Origin of the sequence: Hydrosulfovibrio ferrireducens (assembly GCF_046883345.1) — a bacterium.
Classification (GTDB): Bacteria; Desulfobacterota; Desulfobulbia; order Desulfobulbales; family Desulfurivibrionaceae; genus Thiovibrio; species Thiovibrio ferrireducens.
Genome location: NZ_JALKCW010000008.1, coordinates 1 through 22,216, shown reverse-complemented (window position 1 = coordinate 22,216; position 22,216 = coordinate 1). Strand labels below are relative to the sequence as shown.

At 57.1% G+C, this 22,216-nt stretch carries 23 protein-coding genes and 1 tRNA gene; 19 read left to right on the top strand and 5 right to left on the bottom strand.

The annotated features are described in order from the left end of the window. Positions 1-154: 154 nt before the first annotated feature. The 4 genes from rapZ to lptA all read right to left on the bottom strand — a co-directional run bounded on the left by rapZ (position 155) and on the right by lptA (position 4,090). Entirely contained in the window at positions 155-1,045 is an 891-nt protein-coding gene (rapZ, locus tag MWR57_RS02460) for an RNase adapter RapZ (protein ID WP_423123198.1), read from the bottom strand. 21 nt (positions 1,046-1,066) lie between these two features. After that, positions 1,067-2,530: an RNA polymerase factor sigma-54 gene (gene rpoN, locus MWR57_RS02455; protein ID WP_423123197.1), complete on the bottom strand. Its 1,464-nt coding sequence runs from the start codon at positions 2,528-2,530 to the stop codon at positions 1,067-1,069. Between the two features lie 265 nt (positions 2,531-2,795). Then, positions 2,796-3,518, bottom strand: a complete 723-nt coding sequence (gene lptB, locus MWR57_RS02450; protein ID WP_423123196.1) for an LPS export ABC transporter ATP-binding protein — start codon at positions 3,516-3,518, stop codon at positions 2,796-2,798. Positions 3,519-3,532: 14 nt separating this feature from the next. Beyond that, positions 3,533-4,090, bottom strand: coding sequence for a lipopolysaccharide transport periplasmic protein LptA (gene lptA, locus MWR57_RS02445; protein WP_423123195.1), 558 nt, complete (start codon positions 4,088-4,090; stop codon positions 3,533-3,535). A gap of 228 nt (positions 4,091-4,318) precedes the next feature. Between lptA and argB the strand changes: the two genes are divergently transcribed. The 19 genes from argB to MWR57_RS02350 all read left to right on the top strand — a co-directional run bounded on the left by argB (position 4,319) and on the right by MWR57_RS02350 (position 21,616). Then, positions 4,319-5,197, top strand: a complete 879-nt coding sequence (gene argB, locus MWR57_RS02440) for an acetylglutamate kinase (protein ID WP_423123194.1) — start codon at positions 4,319-4,321, stop codon at positions 5,195-5,197. Between the two features lie 221 nt (positions 5,198-5,418). Then, a complete protein-coding gene (locus MWR57_RS02435) occupies positions 5,419-6,618 on the top strand; it encodes an aspartate aminotransferase family protein (protein WP_423123193.1) in 1,200 nt (399 codons plus the stop codon). Positions 6,619-6,856: 238 nt separating this feature from the next. Further along, positions 6,857-7,768: an ornithine carbamoyltransferase gene (gene argF / locus MWR57_RS02430; protein ID WP_423123192.1), complete on the top strand. Its 912-nt coding sequence runs from the start codon at positions 6,857-6,859 to the stop codon at positions 7,766-7,768. Between the two features lie 45 nt (positions 7,769-7,813). Beyond that, positions 7,814-9,022: an argininosuccinate synthase gene (locus MWR57_RS02425; RefSeq protein WP_423123191.1), complete on the top strand. Its 1,209-nt coding sequence runs from the start codon at positions 7,814-7,816 to the stop codon at positions 9,020-9,022. 151 nt (positions 9,023-9,173) lie between these two features. Continuing rightward, on the top strand, positions 9,174-10,580 hold the full coding sequence (gene argH / locus MWR57_RS02420; protein ID WP_423123190.1) for an argininosuccinate lyase: 1,407 nt from the start codon (positions 9,174-9,176) through the stop codon (positions 10,578-10,580). Continuing rightward, positions 10,577-11,641, top strand: coding sequence for a fibronectin type III domain-containing protein (locus tag MWR57_RS02415; protein WP_423123189.1), 1,065 nt, complete (start codon positions 10,577-10,579; stop codon positions 11,639-11,641). The genes argH and MWR57_RS02415 overlap by 4 nt, the downstream gene beginning before the upstream one ends. A gap of 37 nt (positions 11,642-11,678) precedes the next feature. Further along, positions 11,679-12,941, top strand: coding sequence for a diaminopimelate decarboxylase (gene lysA, locus MWR57_RS02410; protein ID WP_423123188.1), 1,263 nt, complete (start codon positions 11,679-11,681; stop codon positions 12,939-12,941). Then, complete coding sequence (gene dapF / locus MWR57_RS02405) at positions 12,938-13,780, top strand: diaminopimelate epimerase (protein WP_423123187.1); 843 nt, start codon at positions 12,938-12,940, stop codon at positions 13,778-13,780. The genes lysA and dapF overlap by 4 nt, the downstream gene beginning before the upstream one ends. A 52-nt stretch (positions 13,781-13,832) precedes the next feature. Beyond that, complete coding sequence (dapA, locus tag MWR57_RS02400) at positions 13,833-14,717, top strand: 4-hydroxy-tetrahydrodipicolinate synthase (RefSeq protein WP_423123186.1); 885 nt, start codon at positions 13,833-13,835, stop codon at positions 14,715-14,717. A gap of 10 nt (positions 14,718-14,727) precedes the next feature. Continuing rightward, a complete protein-coding gene (dapB, locus tag MWR57_RS02395) occupies positions 14,728-15,537 on the top strand; it encodes a 4-hydroxy-tetrahydrodipicolinate reductase (protein ID WP_423123185.1) in 810 nt (269 codons plus the stop codon). 220 nt (positions 15,538-15,757) lie between these two features. Further along, entirely contained in the window at positions 15,758-16,276 is a 519-nt protein-coding gene (gene folK / locus MWR57_RS02390) for a 2-amino-4-hydroxy-6-hydroxymethyldihydropteridine diphosphokinase (protein WP_423123184.1), read from the top strand. Continuing rightward, positions 16,269-16,550, top strand: coding sequence for a hypothetical protein (locus MWR57_RS02385; RefSeq protein ID WP_423123183.1), 282 nt, complete (start codon positions 16,269-16,271; stop codon positions 16,548-16,550). Before folK ends, MWR57_RS02385 begins: the two co-directional genes overlap by 8 nt. Before the next feature lie 42 nt (positions 16,551-16,592). Next, positions 16,593-17,240 carry a fructose-6-phosphate aldolase gene (fsa, locus tag MWR57_RS02380; RefSeq protein WP_423123182.1) on the top strand — a complete coding sequence of 216 codons (648 nt, stop codon included), beginning with the start codon at positions 16,593-16,595 and terminating at the stop codon, positions 17,238-17,240. A gap of 40 nt (positions 17,241-17,280) precedes the next feature. Continuing rightward, a complete protein-coding gene (locus tag MWR57_RS02375) occupies positions 17,281-17,943 on the top strand; it encodes a transglycosylase SLT domain-containing protein (protein WP_423123181.1) in 663 nt (220 codons plus the stop codon). A gap of 4 nt (positions 17,944-17,947) precedes the next feature. Next, positions 17,948-18,517: a CDP-diacylglycerol--glycerol-3-phosphate 3-phosphatidyltransferase gene (pgsA, locus tag MWR57_RS02370; protein WP_423123180.1), complete on the top strand. Its 570-nt coding sequence runs from the start codon at positions 17,948-17,950 to the stop codon at positions 18,515-18,517. Positions 18,518-18,617: 100 nt separating this feature from the next. Further along, positions 18,618-18,704: transfer RNA gene (locus MWR57_RS02365), tRNA-Leu, on the top strand. A 503-nt stretch (positions 18,705-19,207) separates the two neighbouring features. After that, the gene (locus MWR57_RS02360; protein ID WP_423123179.1) at positions 19,208-20,206 is read left to right on the top strand and encodes a restriction endonuclease; all 999 of its coding nucleotides are present in this window, start codon (positions 19,208-19,210) and stop codon (positions 20,204-20,206) included. A 192-nt stretch (positions 20,207-20,398) separates the two neighbouring features. After that, positions 20,399-20,878, top strand: a complete 480-nt coding sequence (locus tag MWR57_RS02355; RefSeq protein ID WP_423123178.1) for a hypothetical protein — start codon at positions 20,399-20,401, stop codon at positions 20,876-20,878. A 126-nt stretch (positions 20,879-21,004) separates the two neighbouring features. Beyond that, the gene (locus MWR57_RS02350) at positions 21,005-21,616 is read left to right on the top strand and encodes a hypothetical protein (protein ID WP_423123177.1); all 612 of its coding nucleotides are present in this window, start codon (positions 21,005-21,007) and stop codon (positions 21,614-21,616) included. A 473-nt stretch (positions 21,617-22,089) separates the two neighbouring features. On the opposite strand, the gene MWR57_RS02345 is transcribed toward MWR57_RS02350, so the two are convergent. Further along, the coding region (locus MWR57_RS02345; protein WP_423123313.1) for an integrase core domain-containing protein at positions 22,090-22,216 on the bottom strand (127 nt) is incomplete at its 5' end.

Sequence of the window (22,216 nt, the reverse complement as noted above, 5' to 3'; positions counted from 1 at the left end):
GTCGAGGCTCTTGCAAAAGCCCTAAAAGTTCCCTCCCCCCTGGCGGGGGAGGGTTAGGGAGAGGGGGAAATAGCTATGAAATAGGCAGGTTGCGACTTCACCCATCCCCCAACCCCCTCCCGTCAAGGGAGGGGGAGTCGTGCAAGGAAGAGGCTTATTTATCCAAATCCCGATGAAACAGCTTCACCACCCATTTGCCCCCGGAAAGATGGCGGTGGAGTTCCTCGGCCACTGCCACGGAGCGGTGTTTCCCGCCGGTGCAGCCCACCGCGATGGTGAGGTAGGCCTTGCCAGCCTGTTCAAATTCGGGAAGCAAAAAATCGAGCAGGGCGTGCAGGTGAACGAGAAATTGGCTGCCGCTGGCATTGTCCAGGGCATGACCGGCCACCGCCGCATCCAGGCCGGTTTTTTCCTTGAGCTCCGCCACATAATAGGGGTTGGGCAAAAAACGGACGTCAAAGAGCAGATCCGCCTCGCTGGGCAGCCCATGCTTATGGCCAAAAGAAAGGACATTGACCCGCATGGCGGCAACCGGGGAGGCATCGTCCAGCAGGAGCTTGTGCCGCAATTCCGTGGGGGTGAGGGTGCTGGTGTCGATCACCCGGTCGGCCAACTGCCGGAGTCCGGCCAGCCGCTTCTTCTCCGAGGAGATCCCGTCCTGGACCAACCCGACCTGGGCCAGGGGATGGGCGCGCCGCAACTGGCTGTAGCGGCGGAGCAGGACCGTGTCGTTGGCTTCGAGAAAAATGATCTGCGCCAGGGCGGTCTTGGGTTTCACCTCTTTGAGCACCCCGGCCAGGGCCGGGGCGAGCTCGGCATCCCTGGCATCCATGACCAGGGCCAAACGGTGCGGACCGTCCGCCCGCCGGGCCATGCCATCGAGCAAGGGTAGCAGGAGAAAAACCGGGAGATTGTCGATGCACAAAAACCCGGCATCCTCGAAGACATTGAGGGCCGTGGATTTGCCTGCCCCGGAAAGGCCGGTGATGATGGTCAGGGCAAGGGGATGGCCGTTGGCTTCATACATGGCGGTGTGATGCGGCAAGGGTGGACATAACCATCCGGGTCAGCTCAGTTTGGGTTTTTTCCGGAACTTGGAAGGGAGAATCCCCATCTGCTCGCGGTACTTGGCCACGGTGCGCCGGGCCAGCTTGATATCCTCCTTGGCGAAGATATCGGCGATGGCATTGTCGCTCAAGGGGTCCTGGTGGTCTTCGCCCCCAATGATGGAGCGGATGCGCTCCTTGATGCTTTCCGAGGCCATGGCGTCGCCGCCGTCGTGGCGGCTGATGGAGGAGTTGAAAAAGTATTTCAGCTCAAAGGTGCCCTGGGGGGTGTGCACGTACTTGTTGCTGGTCACCCGGCTGATCGTGGATTCGTGCATGCCGAGATCCTCGGCCACGTCGCGGAGGACCAGGGGTTTGAGAAAGGCGATTCCTTTTTCAAAAAAATCGTACTGGAACTTGAGCAGCGACTCCACCACCCGGTAGATGGTGCGCTGCCGCTGATGAATGCTTTTTATCAGCCACAGGGCCGATTTCAGTTTGTCCTGCACATAATTCTTGGTGTCGGCCGGGGCGCCGGAATCCTTTTTCAGGATATCCTTGTAATAGTTGCTGACCTTGAGGCGGGGCAACCCTTCATCGTTGAGCAGAATGACATACTCCCCGCCGATCTTGTGCACATAGACATCCGGGATGATGTACTGGGGCTCGTCCTCGGAATAGATTCTGCCCGGATGCGGGTCCAGTTCGGTGATCACCTTGATTGCCGCGAGGATTTCCTCGATGGGTCGGCCCGTCCCCCTGGCAATGGCGGCAAAATTGCGGTTTTCCAGGGTATGTAGATGCTCGCGCACTATAATGGCGGCCAGAGACCCGCCAAGCCCCAAACGGCCGAGCTGCAGCAGCAGGCAATCCTTGAGATCCCGGGCTCCGACCCCGGCCGGGTCCATCTCCTGGACCACACCGATCATCCGATGGGCCAGTTCCGGATCGCAGCCCGTGCCCTGGACGATCTCCGCCTCCGTCACCTCCAGGAACCCATCCCTGTCAAGATTGCCGATGACGAAATGCCCGACCTCCTTTTCCTCGTCGGTGAGATGGGACAGGGTCAGTTGCCAGGAAAGATGGGAATGAAGGTCCGGTTTGGTGGTCAGGATGTCAAGGCGGGAGGGCAGGTCGTTGTCGTCCTTGCCCCGGGCGGAGAAACCGCTTTCATACTCATTGCTGTAATTTTCCCAGTCGATTTCCCTTAACGAGGAATCGCTTTCCATCTGGACCTCGGTAGTCCTTTCCGGCTCGGGCAGGGGGGCGTCAAGCGCCTCATGACCATGCCCCTCCAGCTCTGCCTCGGGCTGGTCCGGGCTTTCCGTTATTTCTTCCAGCACCGGATTGATCTCGATTTCCTGCTGGATCGTTTCGGCAAGCTCAAGCCGGGAAAGTTGCAGCAACTTGATCGCCTGCTGCAACTGGGGGGTCATCACCAGTTGCTGGCTGAGCTTCAGTTGCTGTCGCAGTTCAAGAGCCATGTCCGCCGAAATCCTTTGCTACAAAAGATACACAGGGTGCAGCGCGGGATTGCGCAGCCCTTGTCTGAGTATAATACTCCATGACGGCAAGGTTTTTGCAAGAAGAATTTAGGGGAACAAAGAAAGAAGGGATATTTTGTTACGATGGCTGACAGAAAGAAACCGCCCAGCAGTGCCGCAGATGCTAGGAAGAGGCCGGCGAAGTGTGCTATATTGCACACGAGCCGACCGATGACAACGCAGATGCGGTGCTGCTGGACGGTTTCTACAGGGTAAAGTTTTCTCCGAGGTACATCCGCCGGGCTTCCTCGCTGCCCACAATCGCTTCGGCATCGCCATGGATCAGGATCTTTCCCTGGCTGACGATATAGGCATGATCACAGACGGAAAGGGTTTCCCGGACATTGTGATCGGAGATCAGCACCCCCAGGCCGCGGGTTTTCAGATTGCCGATGATCTGCTGGAGATCGGCCACCGATAACGGATCGATCCCGGCAAAGGGCTCGTCCAGCAAAATAAAATGCGGATTGGTGGCCAGGGCCCGCATGATCTCCACCCGGCGGCGTTCGCCCCCGGAGAGAGAATGGCCCCGGTTGCCGGCCAGATGGCTAATCTTCAGGTCTTCCATGAGCTGGCCGACCCGGTTGTTGATCTCTTTTTTGGCAAGGCCGAGCGGCTCAAGAACGATGCGGACATTTTCCTCCACGGTGAGTTTTTTGAACACCGAGGACTCCTGGGGAAGATAAGAAAGCCCCTTGACTGCCCGCTGGTGGATGGGCAGGGAGGTGATATCCTCGCCATCGAGCAGGATGACGCCTGCATCCGGCCGGACAAAACCGGCAATGGCATAGAAAGTGGTGGTTTTCCCGGCCCCGTTCGGGCCGAGCAACCCGACCACCGTGCCGGTCTCAACCCGCAGGCTGATCCCGTCGACCACCGTCCGGTTTTTATAGCGTTTGACAATCTCTTGTGTTTCGAGAACAGACAAGGGGGCCTCCGTCTTTACTGTTGCTGACCGCTCTGCGGCCCTTCGCCGCCGGGATAGAAAAAGGCCTTGACCCGCTCGCCTTTTTTCTCGCCCCGCTCCACGATGCTCTTGCCCTGGTCGAGGAAAACGACAACGGTGTGGCCGGTAACCAGGTTGTTGTCCTGCCAGACCTTGCTGTTGCCGATGAGAATCATCTTGCGCTCGGCCTCGTAATACTCCATTTTGTCGCCGGTGCCGGTCATCCCGTCATTCTGGATTTCCACGTTGCCCGAGGCAAACAACTTTTTGAGACTCCGCTCCTCGCTCTGGGGCAATTTGGCTTTTTCCTCGTTGGAAAGATAATATACCGTCATTTCCGCGGCGCGGATCACCAACTGGCCCTGCTTGGCATCCACGTTTCCGGAAAAAAGAACCGCATTGTCATTCTTCATGGAAACCATGCGGTCCGCCTCGACATGAATCGGCGGCTTGTTGCTTGCCGGGGCAGAGGCAGGCGCAGCCAAACAGGGGGCGGCGAGCAGAAGGGGGGCCACAAGCGAAATCCGGCGGAAAATACGCAGCAATGGTTTCATATTTTTTAGGTTCCTTATGGTGCTGATGAACTCTGAATATATAAAGATACCAGCATCAGGGGTTCTCGGCAATCGCTTTGCCGGAAACGAGCGACTGTTTTTTGCCCGCCTATCTTCTTTACAGATTGCCGCCGGCAGTATATATCTTGCGTACTATCAAGACAATGCGGCTGATTTTTTCCGGAAAATCCAGCCTCCAGACCACTCAACCATTACAGACAGATTGCCATGCTCACAGGTATCGAAAAAGCCAAAACCCTCATCGAGTCCTTGCCGTACATCAAGAAATTTTACGGCAAAACCGTGGTCATCAAATACGGCGGCCATGCCATGGTGGACGAGGAGCTGAAAAAGAGCTTCGCCCTGGACATCATCTTGATGAAATACGTCGGCATCAACCCGGTGGTGGTGCATGGCGGCGGCCCGCAGATCAACAAATTCCTGAACAAGATGAATATCAAGAGCGATTATGTGCAGGGCATGCGGATCACCGACGGCGAAACCATGGACGTGGTGGAGATGGTCCTGGTGGGCAAGGTGAACAAGGAGATCGTCAGCCTGATCAACTTCCACGGCGGCAAGGCCGTTGGCCTTTCCGGCCGCGACGGCGACCTGATCAAGGCCAAAAAAATGCAGCTCATGAAGGCGCAGGCCGAAAACACCCCGCCGGAAATCATCGACATCGGCCGGGTGGGGGAGGTGACCATGGTCAACCCGCAGATCCTGCACACCCTGGACGCCCAGGACTTTATCCCGGTTATCGCTCCGGTGGGCGTGGGCGAAGACGGGCAGGCGTACAACATCAACGCCGATCTCGTGGCCGGAGCCATCGCCACCCATCTCAAGGCGGAAAAGCTGATCCTGCTCACCGACGTGGCCGGGGTCTTGGACAAGGAGGGCACGCTCATCTCCTCCATGACCTGCGACGTTGCGGACCAGTACATCAAGGACGAGGTCATCGGCGGCGGCATGATCCCCAAGGTCAAGTGCTGCCAGGGCGTGGTCCGCGCCGGAGTGGGCAAGGCACACATCATCGACGGCAGGGTGGAGCACGCTATTCTGCTCGAAATGTTCACCCAGCAAGGCGTGGGAACCGAAGTGGTGTAAGCGGTCACAGGGCACCACATCTCCTTTGTCATCGGCCTGTCCGCATACCTGATGTTTAGAGCCCCTGCCTGGAACCCTGGCATAGGGGCTCTTATCCAGCTTTGCTGGGATGGCGGACAGGCCTCTTTCGCGGATCTGCAGCACTCTGCAACCGCCTACAGCTATGGGGCATAAGCGCGATAATTAGCGTTTCACCCCGCGATCAGTTACGAGATGGTATTATGACGAATGCGGAATGGATTGAAAAAAGCAATGGTTCTTTCATGACCACCTATGGCCGGTACCCGGCGGTGATGGTCGAAGGAAAGGGGTGTCTGCTCAAGGACGCCGACGGCAGGGAGTATCTGGATTGCCTCGCCGGCATCGCGGTCTGCAGCCTGGGCCACTGCCATCCGGCGATCACCGAGGCGATCTGCCGCCAGGCCTCCACCCTGGTGCATGTCTCCAACCTCTACCACACAATGCCGCAAACCGAGCTGGCCGGGCTGCTGATCAGCCATTCCTTTGCAGACCGGGTGTTTCTGTGCAACTCCGGGGCCGAGGCCAACGAAGCCGCGATCAAGCTGGCGCGCAAGGCAAGCCCCGCCGGAAAATACGAGATCATCTCCCTGGCCGGCTCGTTTCACGGCCGGACCCTGGCCACCGTGGCCGCCACGGGGCAGGAGAAATTCCACCAGGGGTTCGAACCGCTGCCCCAGGGCTTCCGCCATGCGCCCTTCGGCGATCTCAACGCCCTGGAGGCGATGATTGGCCCGGAGACCTGCGCCATTCTCTGCGAGCCCTTGCAGGGAGAAGGCGGGGTGCGACCACTGCCCCCTGAGTATCTGGCCGGTATCCGCCAGCTCTGCGACACGCACAACCTGCTCTTGATCTTTGATGAGATTCAGGTGGGCATGGGCAGAAGTGGCACCCTCTTTGCCTACGAGCAGTGCGGAGTGACCCCAGACATCCTCACCCTGGCCAAGGCCCTGGGCAACGGCTTGCCCATCGGCGCCATGCTGGCCACGGAATCGGTGGCCAAAGCCTTTGAGCCGGGCAGCCATGCCTCGACCTTCGGCGGCAACCCGGTGGTCTGCGCCGCCGCGGTGGCCACCGTGCGGATCATGCTGGAAGATGGTTTTCTCGCCGAGGTCCAGGCCAAGGGCGCCTATCTGGCCGAGCGCCTCACCGGGCTGGCCGAAAAATATCCGGCCGTGGCAACCCCTGCCCGGGGGCTCGGCCTGATCCAAGGACTGCCCCTGACTGAGGCGTGGCTTGACAAGGGTCCGGCCATGGTCAACCTCCTCTTTGAAAAAGGGGTGCTCCTCAACTTTGCCGGAGGCAAGGTGCTGCGCTGTCTGCCGCCGCTCATCATCAGCCGCGCCGAGATAGATCGGTTGATCCAGGCCCTGGACGAGGTCTTTGCCGAGCTGAGCCTATAGCCCCATCTTTTTTCGACGAAAAATCCCTTTGCAAAAAAAAAGTTTTTTTGTATGACTTGTAGTTTGGCCCAACCAGAGGGAGGCAGTGTCCGTTTCCCTCTGGCAATGGTTGGACTGACATTTTTTTGAGCCGACCTCCTGGATCCTGCCCCGCGCCGTGTTCCCGGCAGGATGTCCTGAGCAAAAAGAGAGCTTTCCCCGGAACCGCGAGGGAGAGGTTGGCAGAGAGAACAAAACCATGACACAGCATCTACTGGCATTACAGGACTTCAGCAAAGAACAGCTTGGCGCCTACATCGAAAAGGCCCTGCTGCTTAAAAAAGAAGCCAAGGCAGGGGTCCGCCACCAGCAGTTGGCCGGAAAAACCGTGGCCCTCATCTTTGAAAAGCCCTCCACCCGGACCAGGGTCTCCTTTGAGGCCGCCATGTATGGGTTGGGCGGCCAGGTGATCTATCTCTCCGGCCGGGACACCCAACTGGCCCGCAACGAGCCCCTCAAGGACATGGCCCGGGTCATGGCCCGCTATGTGGACGGCATGGTCGTGCGCACCTATGGCCAGGCCATTGTCGACGAGCTGGCCGGATATTCCTCGGTGCCGGTGATCAACGCCCTCACCGACCTGCACCATCCCTGCCAGGTGCTGAGCGACATCATGACCGTGATCGAACACAAGGGGGAGGTGGAAAAGCTCCACATCGCCTGGCTGGGAGACGGCAACAACATGGCCAATTCCTGGATTCAGGCCGCGGCCCGTTTCGGCTTTGCCCTGACCCTGGCGTGTCCTGCGGGTTATGATCCCAACCCCGCCATTCTCGCCGCCGCCCAGGCAGTGGCGAGTCGGCCCATCCGGGTGGTGCGCGATCCGGCCGAGGCGGTGCGGGAGGCGGACGTGATCAATACCGACGTCTGGGCCAGCATGGGGCAGGAGTCCGAGCAGGAGGCGCGGATCGGGGTGTTTCGGCCGTACCAGGTGAATGCTGCCCTGGTGGCCCAGGCCAATCCGGGGGCCATTGTCCTCCACTGCCTGCCTGCCCACCGCGACGAGGAGATCTCCGAAGAGGTGCTGGAGGGACCGCAATGCGTCGCCTTTGACCAGGCCGAGAACAAGCTCCATATCCACAAGGCCATTCTGGCCATGCATCTGGCCTGAGAACAGGCCACAACCGAAGACAAGCACTCTGGGAGAACACGGCCAATGGCTGCCAATATAAACAAGATCGTTCTCGCCTATTCCGGCGGGTTGGACACCTCGGTTATCCTTAAATGGCTGCGGGAAGAGTATCAGGTTCCGGTGGTCGCCTTTGCCGCCGATGTAGGCCAGGAGGAGGACTGGGACAAGGTGCGGGCCAAGGGTATGGCCACCGGCGCCGAGAAGGTGATCATCTCCGATCTGCGCGAAGAGTTTGTCCGCGACTATGTCTTCCCGGCCTTTCGGGCCAATGCCATCTATGAGGGCTCCTATCTGCTGGGCACCTCCCTGGCCCGGCCGGTCATCGCCCGGGAACAGGTGCGGATCGCCGAGGCGGAAGGCGCGGATGCCGTGAGTCACGGCGCCACAGGCAAGGGCAACGACCAGGTCCGCTTCGAGCTGACCTATCTGGCCTTAAACCCCAGGCTGACCATCATCGCGCCCTGGCGGATCTGGGACCTCAACTCCCGAACCAAGCTCATGGCCTATGCGGAAAAGCACGCCATCCCCGTGCCGGTGACCAAGGAGAAGCCTTACAGCTCCGACGAGAACTTGCTCCACATCAGCTTTGAGGGCGGTATTCTCGAAGATCCGTGGAACGAGCCGGAGGAGTCCATGTTCAAGCTTTCCGTCTCCCCGGAAAAGGCCCCGGACACCCCGACCTATATCGAAATGGAGTTTGCGGGCGGCAACCCGGTAGCCATCAACGGCGAGAAGCTCAGCCCGGCAGCCATGCTGGCCCGCCTCAACACCCTGGGCGGCGCCAACGGCATCGGCCGCTTGGACATGGTGGAGAACCGCTTCGTGGGCATGAAATCCCGCGGGGTGTACGAAACCCCGGGCGGCACCATATTGCGCTGCGCGCACCGCGATCTGGAAACCATCACCCTGGACCGCGAGGTCATGAAGATCCGCGACAGCCTGATCCCCCGCTATGCCGAGCTGATCTACAACGGCTTCTGGTTCTCGCCGGAGATGAAGCTCCTGCAAAGGACCATGGACAACGCGCAGGAAACCGTGAACGGCGTGGTGCGGCTCAAGCTGATCAAGGGCAACTGCATCCCGGTGGGGCGCAAGTCCGATCAGTCGCTCTACCAGGAAAGCTTTGCCACCTTTGAGGAAGACCAGGTCTACACCCAGTCGGATGCCGGCGGCTTCATCCGTCTCAATGCCTTGCGGTTGACCATCCAGGCCCTGGTGGAAAAGAAGAGGTAACTGCCCAGCAGCACCACATCTGCTTTGTCATCGGCCTGCTCATGTGCAAATAGCACACTTCGCAGACCTCTTTCGCGCATCTGTGGCACTGCTAAACAGTTACCTTCCAGAGTTATTAAAAGAATTTTAAAAACTAACTAGGCAACGCCTTATGTCTTCGGCAGGAAACACCCATAACCAGGCACTGTGGGGCGGCAGGTTCGCGGAAAAGACCGCCGCTTCGGTGGCGGCTTTTACCGCCTCCATCCACTACGACGCCAGACTGTACAGGCACGACATCGCCGGCAGCCGGGCGCACGCCAAGATGCTCGCCAAGCAGGGGTTGATCAGCGCCAAGGAGCGGGACCAGATCGTCAAGGGGTTAGGCCAGATCGAGCGGGAGATCGAAAATGGGACGTTTGTCTTCAGGCCCGAGCTTGAAGACATCCACATGAACATCGAAAAATCCCTGGTGGAAAAGATCGGCCCGGCCGGGGAAAAGCTGCACACCGCCCGCAGCCGTAACGACCAGGTGGCCCTGGATGTACGTCTGTATCTCCGGGAGGAATGCCGCAACCTCATCGAGCTGCTGGCCGGGCTGCAAAAAGCCTTTGTGGTGCTGGCCAGGAAATACCAGCATGCGGTGATGCCGGGCTACACCCACTTGCAGCGGGCCCAGCCGGTTTTGGTGGCGCACCATCTGCTGGCCTACTACGAGATGTTCGGCCGCGACCGGGAACGGCTCAGCGATGCCTTAAAAAGAATCAATGTCATGCCCTTGGGCGCTGCGGCCCTGGCCGGGACCGGCTTGCCCATCGACCGCGAGTTTGTTGCCAAGGAGCTGGATTTCCCCAAGGTCACCGCCAACAGCATGGACACAGTGGGGGACCGCGATTTCATCATCGAGTTCATGTCCGCGGCCAGCCTGGTGCAGATCCACCTGAGCCGGTTGTCCGAGGAGCTGGTCCTCTGGACCACCGAGGAGTTTTCCTTCGTGACCCTGGCGGACAGCTTCTGCACCGGCAGCTCCATCATGCCCCAGAAAAAGAACCCGGATATCCCCGAGCTGATCCGGGGCAAGAGCGGCAGGGTGGTGGGCAATCTCATGAGCCTCTTGATGCTGGTCAAGGGTCTGCCCATGACCTACAACCGCGACCTCCAGGAAGACAAGGAGCCGCTGTTCGACACGGTGGACACGGTTTCCCAGTCCGTGGCGATCATGGCCCAATTGCTCGGCAACCTGAAGTTCAACGCGGCGCGGCTGGCCAAAGGCCTTGGCGGCGGCTACATGACCGCCACCGATCTGGCGGATTATCTGGTGCTCAAAAATATCCCCTTCCGCCAGGCCCACGCCATTGTCGGCCGCACCGTAGCCTTTTGCATAAGCAAGGGCAAGGAACTCACCGAATTGACCGTCCAGGAGCTGCAAAAATTCTCCGAGGTCATCGAGGGAGATGTTTTCAAGGTGCTCTCCATCGAGGGCTCGGTTGCAAGCAGAATCTCCCTGGGCGGCACCTCGGGCAAGATGGTGGCCAAGGCCTTGAAACGGGCGGAAAAAGAGATGGGGATAACGGCATGAAGCCTGAAACTGTCCGGATACGCATTTTTGCCCTCGCCTTGGTCGCGCTCGTCGCTTTGTCCGGCTGCGGCAAGAAGACCCGGCCAGTGCCGCCCGACACGGTTATGCCAGCGCCCATCAGCGACTTGAGCTATCAGCTTGACGAAAAAGGGGTAACGCTCAACTGGTCCTATCCCCGGGCAACCGTGCAGGGCGACCGGCTGCCGTACCGGATTGAAAAATTCGAGCTGTTGCGCGCGGTTATCCCGGTCAAGGATTACTGCGCCGACTGCCCCATCCCCTTTGGGCCTTCCATCGAGATCAGGGCGGAGAGCAGCGACAAGGGCAAGGTTTTCTACGAGGAAACCCTGCTCAGGCCCAATCACCGCTATGTGTACCGGGTGCGCAGCAAGGCGGGCTGGTTTGTCAGCAGCGATGATTCCAACACCGTTTCGGTGGTCTGGGATACCCCCCTCCTTGCGCCTCTCAATTTCACGGTCGAAGAAAGCGACAAGGCCATTACCCTGCGCTGGCAAGCGCCTGCGGGGCTGTTGGATGGGACCCCGGTTTCCGATCCCATCCGTTATCAGGTTTTCCGCTCGACCGATGGCGGCGAGACGTTTACCGAAATGCCGGGCGGACTGAGCGAGGGTTTGACCTTTACGGATAAAGGACTGCGCAATGGCAAAGCCTACGTCTACAAGGTGCGGGCCATGCGGCTGCATGCGGAGACCATGGCGGCAGGAATGACCAGTGAGCCCTTGAGCGCAACGCCGCGCGACCTCACCCCTCCGGCGCCGCCCCAGAAGGTACACGCCGTGGCCAGCGGCACCGGGGTCAAGATTCTCTGGGAGACGGTTGCCGAACCCGATCTGGCAGGTTTTCGCATCTACCGCCGCGCAGCCAAGAGCGCGACCCCGGAACCCATCGGCCAGGTGGACGGGGCAGGCCTTTCCTTTGAGGATGCAAAACCGCCCAAGGAAAGAGGGCTCTGGTATTATTCGGTCACCGCCTTTGACCAGGCCAGGCCTGCCAACGAAAGCACCTACTCCATGGAAGCCACCTACGAGGTGGCGGAGTAATACCTGTTTATTGCCGTGTTTTTTAGGAAAACGAACCATGCATGATTTTCAGTACAAAAATGACACCCTGCAGTGCGAGGATGTTCCCGTGCCAGTCGTGGCAGCAGCGGTGGGCACTCCCTTCTATCTGTACAGCTCCGCCACCCTGAGCCGCCATTTTGCCGCCTTTGACCGCGCCTTTGCAGACATCCCCCATATCACCTGCTTTGCGGCCAAGTCCTGCGCCAACATCGCCATCCTCCGCCTTTTTGCCTCCCTTGGCGGCGGCACGGATATCGTCTCCGGAGGCGAGCTGTTCCGGGCACGCACCGCCGGGGTTGATCCCGCAAAGATCGTCTATTCGGGGGTGGGTAAAACCGCTGTCGAGATCCGCGAGGCCCTTTCCGCAGGCATCCTCATGCTCAATGTGGAATCCGAGCAGGAGCTGGCCCAGATCCAGACGGTGGCGGCGGGCATGGGGCTCAAGGCCCCGGTCTCCTTCCGGGTGAATCCGGATGTGGACCCAAAGACCCACGCCTATATCTCCACCGGCTTGGCAAAGAACAAGTTCGGCATCCCCATCGGTGAGGCGCTGCGGGTCTATCTTGCGGCCAGCAAGCTGCCCAATATCGAAATCAAGGGCGTGAGCTGCCACATCGGCTCCCAGCTCACTGTAGTCTCCCCCTTTGTCGAATCGCTGGCCAAGGTGAAGGGGTTCATCGGGCAGCTCGGTGAGCAGGGAATCACCATCACCCATCTTGACCTGGGCGGGGGCTTGGGCATCCGTTACAACGGTGAGGAGCCGCCCGAGCCAGCGGAGTATGCCCAGGCCATCAAGCAGGAGCTGGCAGGCCTTGCCTGCACCCTGGTGCTCGAACCGGGCCGCGTTTTGGTGGGCAATGCCGGGGCGCTGGTGACCAAGGTGCTCTACACCAAGGAAGGGCTCAAGAAATTCATCATCGTCGATGCCGGGATGAACGACCTGGCCCGCCCAAGCCTCTACGACGCCTTCCATCACATCCAGGCCGTGGAGCAACCCGGCCGGGAGCAGGCGATTGCCGATGTGGTGGGACCGATCTGCGAAACCGGTGATTTTCTCGCCCGGGAACGAGCCATGCCCAATGTGGAGGCCGATGATCTCCTGGCCGTGATGAGCGCCGGGGCGTACGGCTTTTCCATGTCCTCCAACTACAACTCCCGGCCCCGGGTGGCCGAGGTTCTGGTGCATGGGGACGGTTTTCATGTGATCCGGGCCAGGGAAACCTATGAAACCCTGATCCAGGGGGAAAGCATCCCTGACTTTCTCAAGCAGGGCGCATGACCATGCAGTTTCCCATTGATTTCACCAAGATGAGCGGCACCGGCAATGACTTCATCCTCATTGACCACCGCACCCCGTTTCTGAGCAGGGAAGAGATGCCCGGTTTTGCCAAGGCGGTGTGCGAACGGCGGGTTTCCGTGGGCGCGGACGGCCTGATCTTGATCGAGAAGAGCGAAAATGCGGATTTCCGCTGGCAGTTTTTAAACGCTGACGGCAGTTGGGCCGAGATGTGCGGCAACGGCGCCCGCTGCGCCGCCCGCTTTGCCTTTGCCTTGGGCATCGCCCCGGCGCGGATGCGCTTTGAGACCGTGGCCGGGCTCATCGAGGCCGAGGTCACGGGCCAGTCGGTCAAGCTCAAGATGACCGCGCCCACCAATCTAAGGCTGCACGAGAAGCTCATGGTCAACGGAGAGGAGCAGGTGGTGCACAGCCTCAATACCGGGGTGCCCCACGCCGTGCTCTTCATGGAGGACATCCGACAGGCCCCGGTTATGGAGTGGGGGAGGGCTATCCGCTTCCACGAGCACTTCCAGCCAGCCGGGACCAATGTCAATTTCGTGCAAAAGCAAGGGGGTAACGGCCTGATCGTCCGCACCTACGAGCGCGGAGTCGAAGGGGAAACCCTGGCCTGCGGCACCGGCGCGGTGTCCTCGGCCATTATCGCCGGGATTCTTGGCCAGGTGCAGCCGCCGGTAACGGTGACCACCTCCGGGGGTGAGCAGTTGATCATCCATTACGCCCTTGCCGGCCAGGAGATTGCCGAGGTCTTTCTGGAAGGACCGGCCAATTTTATCTACGAAGGCCAACTGCACGCCGAAGCGGTACGAAGGAAATCATAGGGCTGCGCGCCCTTTTCGCGTTTGAGTGATACTAAGGAAGCAGGAGGAAGGTATGAACAAGTTTCGCGGCGCCTATGTGGCGATTGTCACGCCCTTTACCAAGGACGGCAAGGTCGATGAAAAAGGGCTGAAGGATCTCATCGAGTTCCAGGTCAAGAACGGCACCCACGGCATCGTGCCCTGCGGCACCACCGGCGAGTCCGCCACCTTGACCCATGAAGAGCACCACCGGGTGGTGGAGCTGACCGTCAAGACCGTCAAGGGGAGGGTGCCGGTGTTGGCCGGAACCGGCTCCAACTCAACGAGCGAGTCCATCGAGCTGACCCGGGCCGCCAAGGCTGCGGGGGCCGACGGCGCCCTGATGATCACGCCCTACTACAACAAGCCGACCCAAGAAGGGCTCTACCAGCATTTCAAGGCAGTGGCCGAGGCGGTGGACATCCCCATCATCCTCTACAACGTGCCCAGCCGGACCAGCGTCAACATGCTGCCGGAGACCGTGGCCCGCTGCGCCAAGATCAAGAACATCGTCGGGGTGAAGGAGGCCACCGCTGATCTGAACCAGATCAGCCAGGTCATCCGCCTCTGCCCCAAGAATTTCGCGGTGCTGTCCGGCGACGATTTTACCTGCATGGCCACGGTGGCCATCGGCGGCGCCGGGGTGATTTCCGTCACCTCCAACGTGGCGCCCAAGGACATGGCCGCCATGATGGACGCAGCCCTGGCCGGTGATTTTACCAAGGCCCGCAAACTGCATTACAAGCTCTTCCCGCTCATGGGCGCGATGTTCATCGAGACCAACCCAACCCCGGCCAAGACGGCGCTGGCGCTGATGGGCAAGATCAAAAACAGCGCCCCGCGTCTGCCTCTGTACAAGATGAGCGAGGCAAGCACCGAGAAGCTCAGCAAGGTTCTGGCCGACTGCGGGCTGCTATAAGGAGACTGTTATGACCAAGGTTATTGTCGCCGGGGCCGCAGGCCGAATGGGCCGCCGGATCAGCTATATGGTGCACCAGCAGGAAGGATTGACCCTGGCCGGAGGTTTTGAACGGCCCGATGGCCCGGAGCTTGGCAAGGATCTCGGCGAACTGGCCGGGATAGGCGCTTTGGGCGTAAAGGTAGCGGACAGCTTCGAGGCGGTCATGGACCAGGGCGAGGTGGTTATCGACTTCACCTTCCACGAGGCCACCATGGCCCTGGCCCGCAAGGCGGCCCAGGCGAAAAAGGCCATGGTCATCGGCACCACCGGCCTGACCGCGGACAATCTCGCCGAGCTTAAGGAATTAAGCCGCAATTTTCCCTGCGTCCAGTCTCCCAATATGGCGGTGGGCGTCAACGTGCTGTTCAAGATCGCCCGCAAGATGGCAGCCCTGCTGGGCGATGCCTACGATATCGAAATCGTCGAGGCCCACCACCGGATGAAAAAGGACGCGCCCAGCGGCACGGCCCTGAAGCTCGGCGAGATGGTGGCCGAAGGCGTGCACCGCAACCTGGCCGAGGTGGGGGTCTATTCCCGCCACGGCATGATCGGCGAGCGCACCGACAAGGAGATCGGCATCCAGACCATCCGGGCCGGGGACATCGTGGGCGAACACACCGTCTATTTTGCCGGGGCAGGGGAGAGGCTGGAACTCAGCCACCGGGCCCACAGCCGGGACAACTTCGCCCGGGGCGCGGCCCTGGCCGCCGCTTGGGTGGTGAACCAGCCCAACGGCCTCTATACCATGTTCGACGTGCTGGGCTTGCAGGATATTTAGGGGCCGTACGAAATGATTATTTCGTTACGCGGCCCCTTATGCCGACCAATGGCGGCTTAGGAATTTGCTTGCAAAACTCTTCCACATTGACTCCCCCTCCCTCGACGGGAGGGGGCCGGGGGGAGGGTGAAGCCGCAACCTGCCGCTCCGGCTGTTTCCCCCTCCCCCTAACCCTCCCCCCTAGGGGAAGGGAACTTTTGGGAATTTTGCAAGAGGCTCCATGGCAAACCAGCAGCAGGCCTTTATCGGCCTGGGCTCCAATCTCGGCGATGGCCAGACCAACCTGCTCGAGGCCTGGCAGCGGTTGGGCCAGGTGGCGGGAATCAGCCTGATCCGGCTCTCCAGCCCGTACCGGACACAACCTGTCGGCCTGGCCACGGACCACTGGTTCACCAATGCCGTGGGCGAAATCCTCACCACCCTGTCGCCCACCGAGCTGCTGGCCGCCATGCTTGCCATCGAAACCAAACTGGGCCGGGATCGCACCCTGACCAAAGACAGACCCGTTGACCTGGACCTGCTCTACTACGGAGACCTAAGAATGGACAGCCCAACCCTGACCGTGCCCCATCCGCGGATCGCCGACCGGCTTTTCGTGCTGGCGCCCCTGGCGGAGGTGGCTCCGGCGCAGGTGCATCCGCTCCTTGGCCGAACCAGCCTGGAGCTCTGCCGGGCACTCGGGACACAGGCAGGGGTGGAGCGGCAGGAATGGCGAAACAGGGGGCCTTTCGGTGTTTAAGCTTTTCATCTACGCGCTCTTTCTCTATGTCCTGTACCGGTTGCTGACGGGCGGCCGGAGAAAAAAAACCGTCGGCAATGGCCGGAAAACCACGGGTTCAGGCGAACTGGCCGCCCATGACCAACTGGTGGAAGACCCGGTCTGCCATATCTATATTCCCAAAAGGCAGGCAATTGTGTTACAAGATGGGGATACGGTTGTATATTTTTGCAGTGAACAATGCCGGAAGATGTATTGCGACGCCCAGACAACAAATCGGCAGGAGAACGGCTGATTTCGAATCCCGTTAAAAAAATGATCCCGTAGGAGAGAATAGATGAAGTTTTTCATTGATACCGCCAACCTGGAAGAAATCAAAAAAGCCGTGGACATGGGCATGGTGGACGGAGTTACCACCAACCCCTCGCTGATCGCCAGGGAAAATAAGCCCTTTGTTGAGATCATCAAGGATATCTGTAAGATCGTGGACGGCCCGATCAGCGCCGAGGTTATTGCGCTTGACGCCGAGGGTATGGTCCGCGAGGGGCGCGAGCTTGCCGCCATCCATTCGAACATCGTGATCAAGATCCCCATGACCACCGAAGGCCTCAAGGCGGTCAAGACGCTGGCCGATGAAAAGATCAGAACCAATGTGACCCTGATCTTTTCCGCCAGCCAGGCCCTGATGGCCGCCAAGGCCGGGGCCAGCTACGCAAGCCCCTTTGTCGGCCGGCTGGATGACATCTCCCAGAACGGCATGGATCTGATCAGCGACATCATGAACATCTACGACAACTACGGCTATGCCACCGAGGTGATCGTCGCCAGCATCCGCAATCCCATCCACGTGGTGGACGCAGCCCTGCTGGGCGCCCATATCGCCACGATCCCCTTCAAGGTCATTGCCCAGCTTGCCCGGCATCCGCTCACCGACCTCGGCATGGAACAATTTTTGGCCGACTGGGAAAAAAGAGCAAAAGCGTAGTATACTGTTGGTGCAGGCGCATCTGCCCGGAGACAAAAACATGGCGCAGACACGGAAAACAGACGGACACAAGGGAAAAACCCGTGCGGCAGGACGACTCCTGGCCGTGCTGGTCTGGACAATGCTGCTGGTGCCGGATTCCGCCCGGGCGACGATCTATACCTTTGTCGACAAGCATGGCACCGTGCATTTCACCAATGTGCCCAACGACCCTCGCTACAAGGCCGGGGTGGTGCGCCCGCACTCCCGGGGGAGCAGATCGCCGCGGCCCGGTGATCCGCGCCTCTATGAAGAGCATATCCAGAGGGCGGCCAGCCACTACGCAATGGACCCCTTGTTGATCAAGGCCGTGATCAAGACCGAATCCAACTTCGACTGCATGGCCGTTTCCTCCAAGGGAGCCCAGGGCCTCATGCAGTTGATGCCGGGAACCGCCGCCGACCTGAATGTCTGGAACCCTTTCGACCCCAAGGAAAACATCTTCGGCGGCACCAATTACCTACGCCAGATGCTGGCCCGGTTCGGCGGCAACATCAGACTTGCCCTGGCCGCTTACAACGCCGGGCCAAACAGGGTTGAGGCCGCCCAGGGAATTCCCTTGATCCCGGAAACCCAGCAGTATGTGGCACGAGTTCTTCAGCACTACCGGCAGATGTCAGCCGCGTCCTCTCCGTCCTCCCGCTGGCTGGGAGCGGCCAATTAAGACCATGAGCCGGCACGCGATCCTCACCATTCCCAATATGCTCACCGGCTACCGCTTTGCGGTGGCGCCGGTCCTGCTCTTTTTTCTCTATCCCCAACCCAGCGTCGGGGTCAGCCTGTTCGCCTTTCTGCTTTTCCTCACCGGGGCGCTCACCGATCTTGCGGACGGCTATTACGCCAGAAAGCACAAAATCGAAACGGTCCTGGGCAAATTGATGGATCCGGTGGCCGACAAGGTGCTGGTCTGTGCGGCCTTGATCATGCTGATCCCCATGGACAAGATTCCGGCCTGGCTGGTGTTCATCATCCTGGCCCGGGAGCTGGTGATCACCGGACTCCGCGGGGTGGCGGCCTCTTCGGGCATCGTCATCGCGGCCAGCGGCATGGGCAAATTGAAGAGTATTTTGCAGTACACCGCGCTCTGCGTGCTGATCTTTCCCCTGGGGGTGATGCCCATCCCTTTCCTGCACGAACTGGGCAAGGGAATCCTCTATATTTCCGCCTTCATGACGGTGTGGTCTGGGGTGGATTACTTCTACAGGTTCCAGAAGATTTTCCTGGGAACCTCCCACTGAAACATCATCGAGGCCACTGGTTCTTTAGGGCTTGACAGCTCTCGGCAAGGCTTCTATAGTGTTCGTCCTATGCCGCTGTCACGGGGCACATCGCCATTCGGCCGGAGTGGTGAAACTGGTAGACGCACGGGACTCAAAATCCCGCGGGGGCAACCCCATGTCGGTTCGATTCCGACCTCCGGCACCATTGCATTATCCGATACCGTCCGGTATCGACCTGAAAGCCCTGAGAAATCAGGGCTTTTTCTTTTTCTGTTGTCCCGTAATGTCCCTCCTGATATCATAAAATCCAGAAGTTTTGGGGGCCTCCTTGGGGGCCTCTAGGGGCTCTCGAAAAAAAAGGCCCCCAAAATACTTATTCTGGAGGAAAGCCAATGCCAGCAAGGACAATCCCCCTGGTGCCATTGCAGATCAACGACGGGAGAAGGACCGAAACGATTAGGGGATACCCCCGCGCAGCCAGGTCAGGAAGAGAAGAACACAGGAATTATCGAGGAGTGGGTTCAGGAAGTACGAAAAAAGGAAGGTAATGACGGAAGAATAGTCATGGAGCTTTCTTTGCAGGCCCCTGAATTTCGGGAATGGTACAAAGAGAAAAAGAACAAATCCGGCAAGATTGAGGCTGGTTCACCCCATGAGAATGTAGCATAACAAAAAGATAGAGTGCAATGAAAGGGGTGGTCAACAGCAATGCCTGCCAGTAAAAAAGTTCCTCAAGAAATTTACGTTTGGGTAGACGATTCAGGAATAACGCATTTCAGTAACACCATCAAAAAAGAAACAAGCATATCGGTCCCGCCTGCAACGAATAACTCATTTCCGGAACAATCTCAGAAGCAAGAAAAGCCTACAGCGCAAGTTGTACAGCCGATTATCGAGCAACACGCTGTGAAGCCAGCTATACAGCAGAATGTGGCCAAGCCAGTCATGCAATCACAGGTTATCAAGCCACCGCAAGCGGCAAACGGCAATAAAGTGACCGGGCTTGGCTCCCTGGTGTTCATGATTGTGATAGTCATAGCATTCAGGTTGTTTTTTGACAGTATAGGAAAAAAACGTAGCGAAAGAAAACGCTACGGAAAAATTAGAGAATTACGGCCAGAGCCGAACCCGATACCGCCAAGGCCATTCTGGACGCTGGAGTTTATAAGAAGCCTTGAATGGCGAGAGTTTGAAAAGCTTTGTGCAACAGTGCTCGAAACAAGAGGTTTTCATGTAAAATTAGGAAACATGGGCGCAGACGGAGGGACCGACATCCATATTTACAAGCCACAAGAGCTTGAAAAGTTATATGGAATCGCACAATGCAAGGCGCATAGACAAGAAATAAAGGTAGACACCGTAAGGGCTTTCAGAGGTGTAATGGCCGCTCAGGAGATCACGAATGGTTTCTTTTTTACCTCTGGAGGATTCTACAAAAAGGCAAGGGCATTTGGGGAAGGGCAGGGGATGGAACTTGTTACCGGTGATGACTTGTTGGGGGAAATCACCTGTCTACCCCAGGAAAAGCAAGAAGCTATGCTGCAAGAAATCGTCAACACCAATTACACAACGCCGACATGCGTGAATTGCGGAATCAAAATGGACAAAAAAAGCAGCCCCCAAAGTGAATATCAATTTTGGGGATGCCTTAATTATCCAAGGTGCAAAAATAAGCTGGAACTCAGGTGGACAGACAAAGAAAAATGAAATTTGTCTTTGTCTGTAATTGATACTCTGGTTAAACATTACAAAAAAGAAGAATAAGCAAATGTACCAGAAAAATATCAAACAATATATTTATTGTACTAATTTCTCAGCCAGGGACTATTTTGCACTTATCTTGTTGGCTGGACTTTCACACCATCTTTTCTGAAACTGTTGCCCGGCAAGAGGCATTTTATGAATGAAGAACTTAAAGATTTGGTCAAACTGAAGTTGCCGATTGTTCAAAAGGACTACGAAAGCTGCTTTGCAGGCGCAAGCAGAATATATGATCGCATAAAACAACTACATACATTCGAGGTTACAGTAGTAGCGGGTCTTATTGCCATTATATCTAAAGAAAGTACGTTTTGCGATAGGGGCTTACTGGCTGGAATAATGTTCTTGTTAGGTTGCACGGTGATAGAGACCTCGCTTCGTGCGAATCTTATTCTCTTGGGTGTTGAAAGCGTTGCCCTTGAGTCGAAGCTCCACGAACAAGATCTTACACAGTTTCTTAAAAACATCGTTGCGTGGGAGTTTGGCAACAGCAGAGTGGCTAGGCGCACTCGCATGGACCTTTTGAGGCGCGTATGTTGGACCATAGTGAAACCGGGCTTTTGGTTATGGCATGTAACACTAGCACTTTGTCTAGTTGCAGTTTATCACATCACATAACGGCGCAAAAATAGTTGATTGATAATCTAATAAAGATAACTGCATAAAACTATAAGGCAAAGAGCTGGTTCAACTACCGCCACCGCCATAATTTTTTTGTTAAATTTTTTAGGTGGAATCATAAATATGCATTGTACTGAGTGCGGAAAGGACGCTAATGAACAGGATAAATTTTGTTCTGAATGTGGAAATAATCTAAGAAACTCGAATGGTATTGTTATTTCCTCCAGAGAAAATTCTATTAATTTCGGCCAAAATAATCAATTGGCTGGAAATACAATTAATGTAAATCCAGTGCAAGATCCAAGGGAAACTGCCTATATAAATCGTACTAAAATTAAGCCCCTTTCGGTTGCAGGGATACAACTTAAAGCATCATGGCTGCTTGTCTCTGGTTTAATTGGTTTTTTTGGTAGTATTGCGAGTATCCTTGGTTTTATTGGTACTGGCTATCAATTCCCATTCATTATATCTATGAGTATCGGAATAATGTTGTTCCCTATAGGCATGATGCTCATGCAAAGCAAGCATTTTAACTTTCCCCCTTTTTTCAATCTAGAGTCGGGCTCCAACGGTGAAATCTATATCACCAAAATCGAGGGTGATTGCCCGAAATGCACAGGAAAGTTAAAGCTAAGATCTGTCGGACCCAAAAATATGAAAACTATCGTTGTTAGGTGTACAAGAAATCCTGATCACATATGGGGCTTTGATCCCACAGTATTGCCAGACTTGTAATAAATTTAACAACGGCTTTAACTGAAGGTGTTTTTTCATTGACGACATAAATATAGGAGTTCTGGGGACACAATACTTAATTCAACCGTCTAATCAAACGCCGGTTGTGCGAAGGTTGTGCGGCCGAACTGGAACACATAGAGCCATAAGGCAGAATGGCGAGTTCAACTCTCGCCGCCATAAAAAGTAGCTTGCCGAAATTTGAGCCGTTAACAAGCCCGCCAGGTTATATGGTGCGCAAAAAGGTCGCCTTATATAGGCGTGAAAACTTATGCGAGAACGACGGATAATTATTTAACAAATTAATAAGTTTTAAATTTGTGTTAGGCGATCCATTCTGATAGGGTGAAAAGGTTATAAAAAGACTTATCTGGTGGGAATTAAAAACAAATGGAAAGTTATCATGGCAGACATTAAGAAATTTATAATTGGCATTAGACCTTCAACAAGAATTTTCAGCGTAAGCTTCCCTGTCAAGTAGACAGTTGAAAAATAGAGTTCTCAGCGTTTTTTGACAGATATTCAGCAGGTGTCATATCCCCGAGGGAATCGTGTGGCCGCTGCTCGTTGTATGCAAGTTTCCACCAATAAGTGATTTCC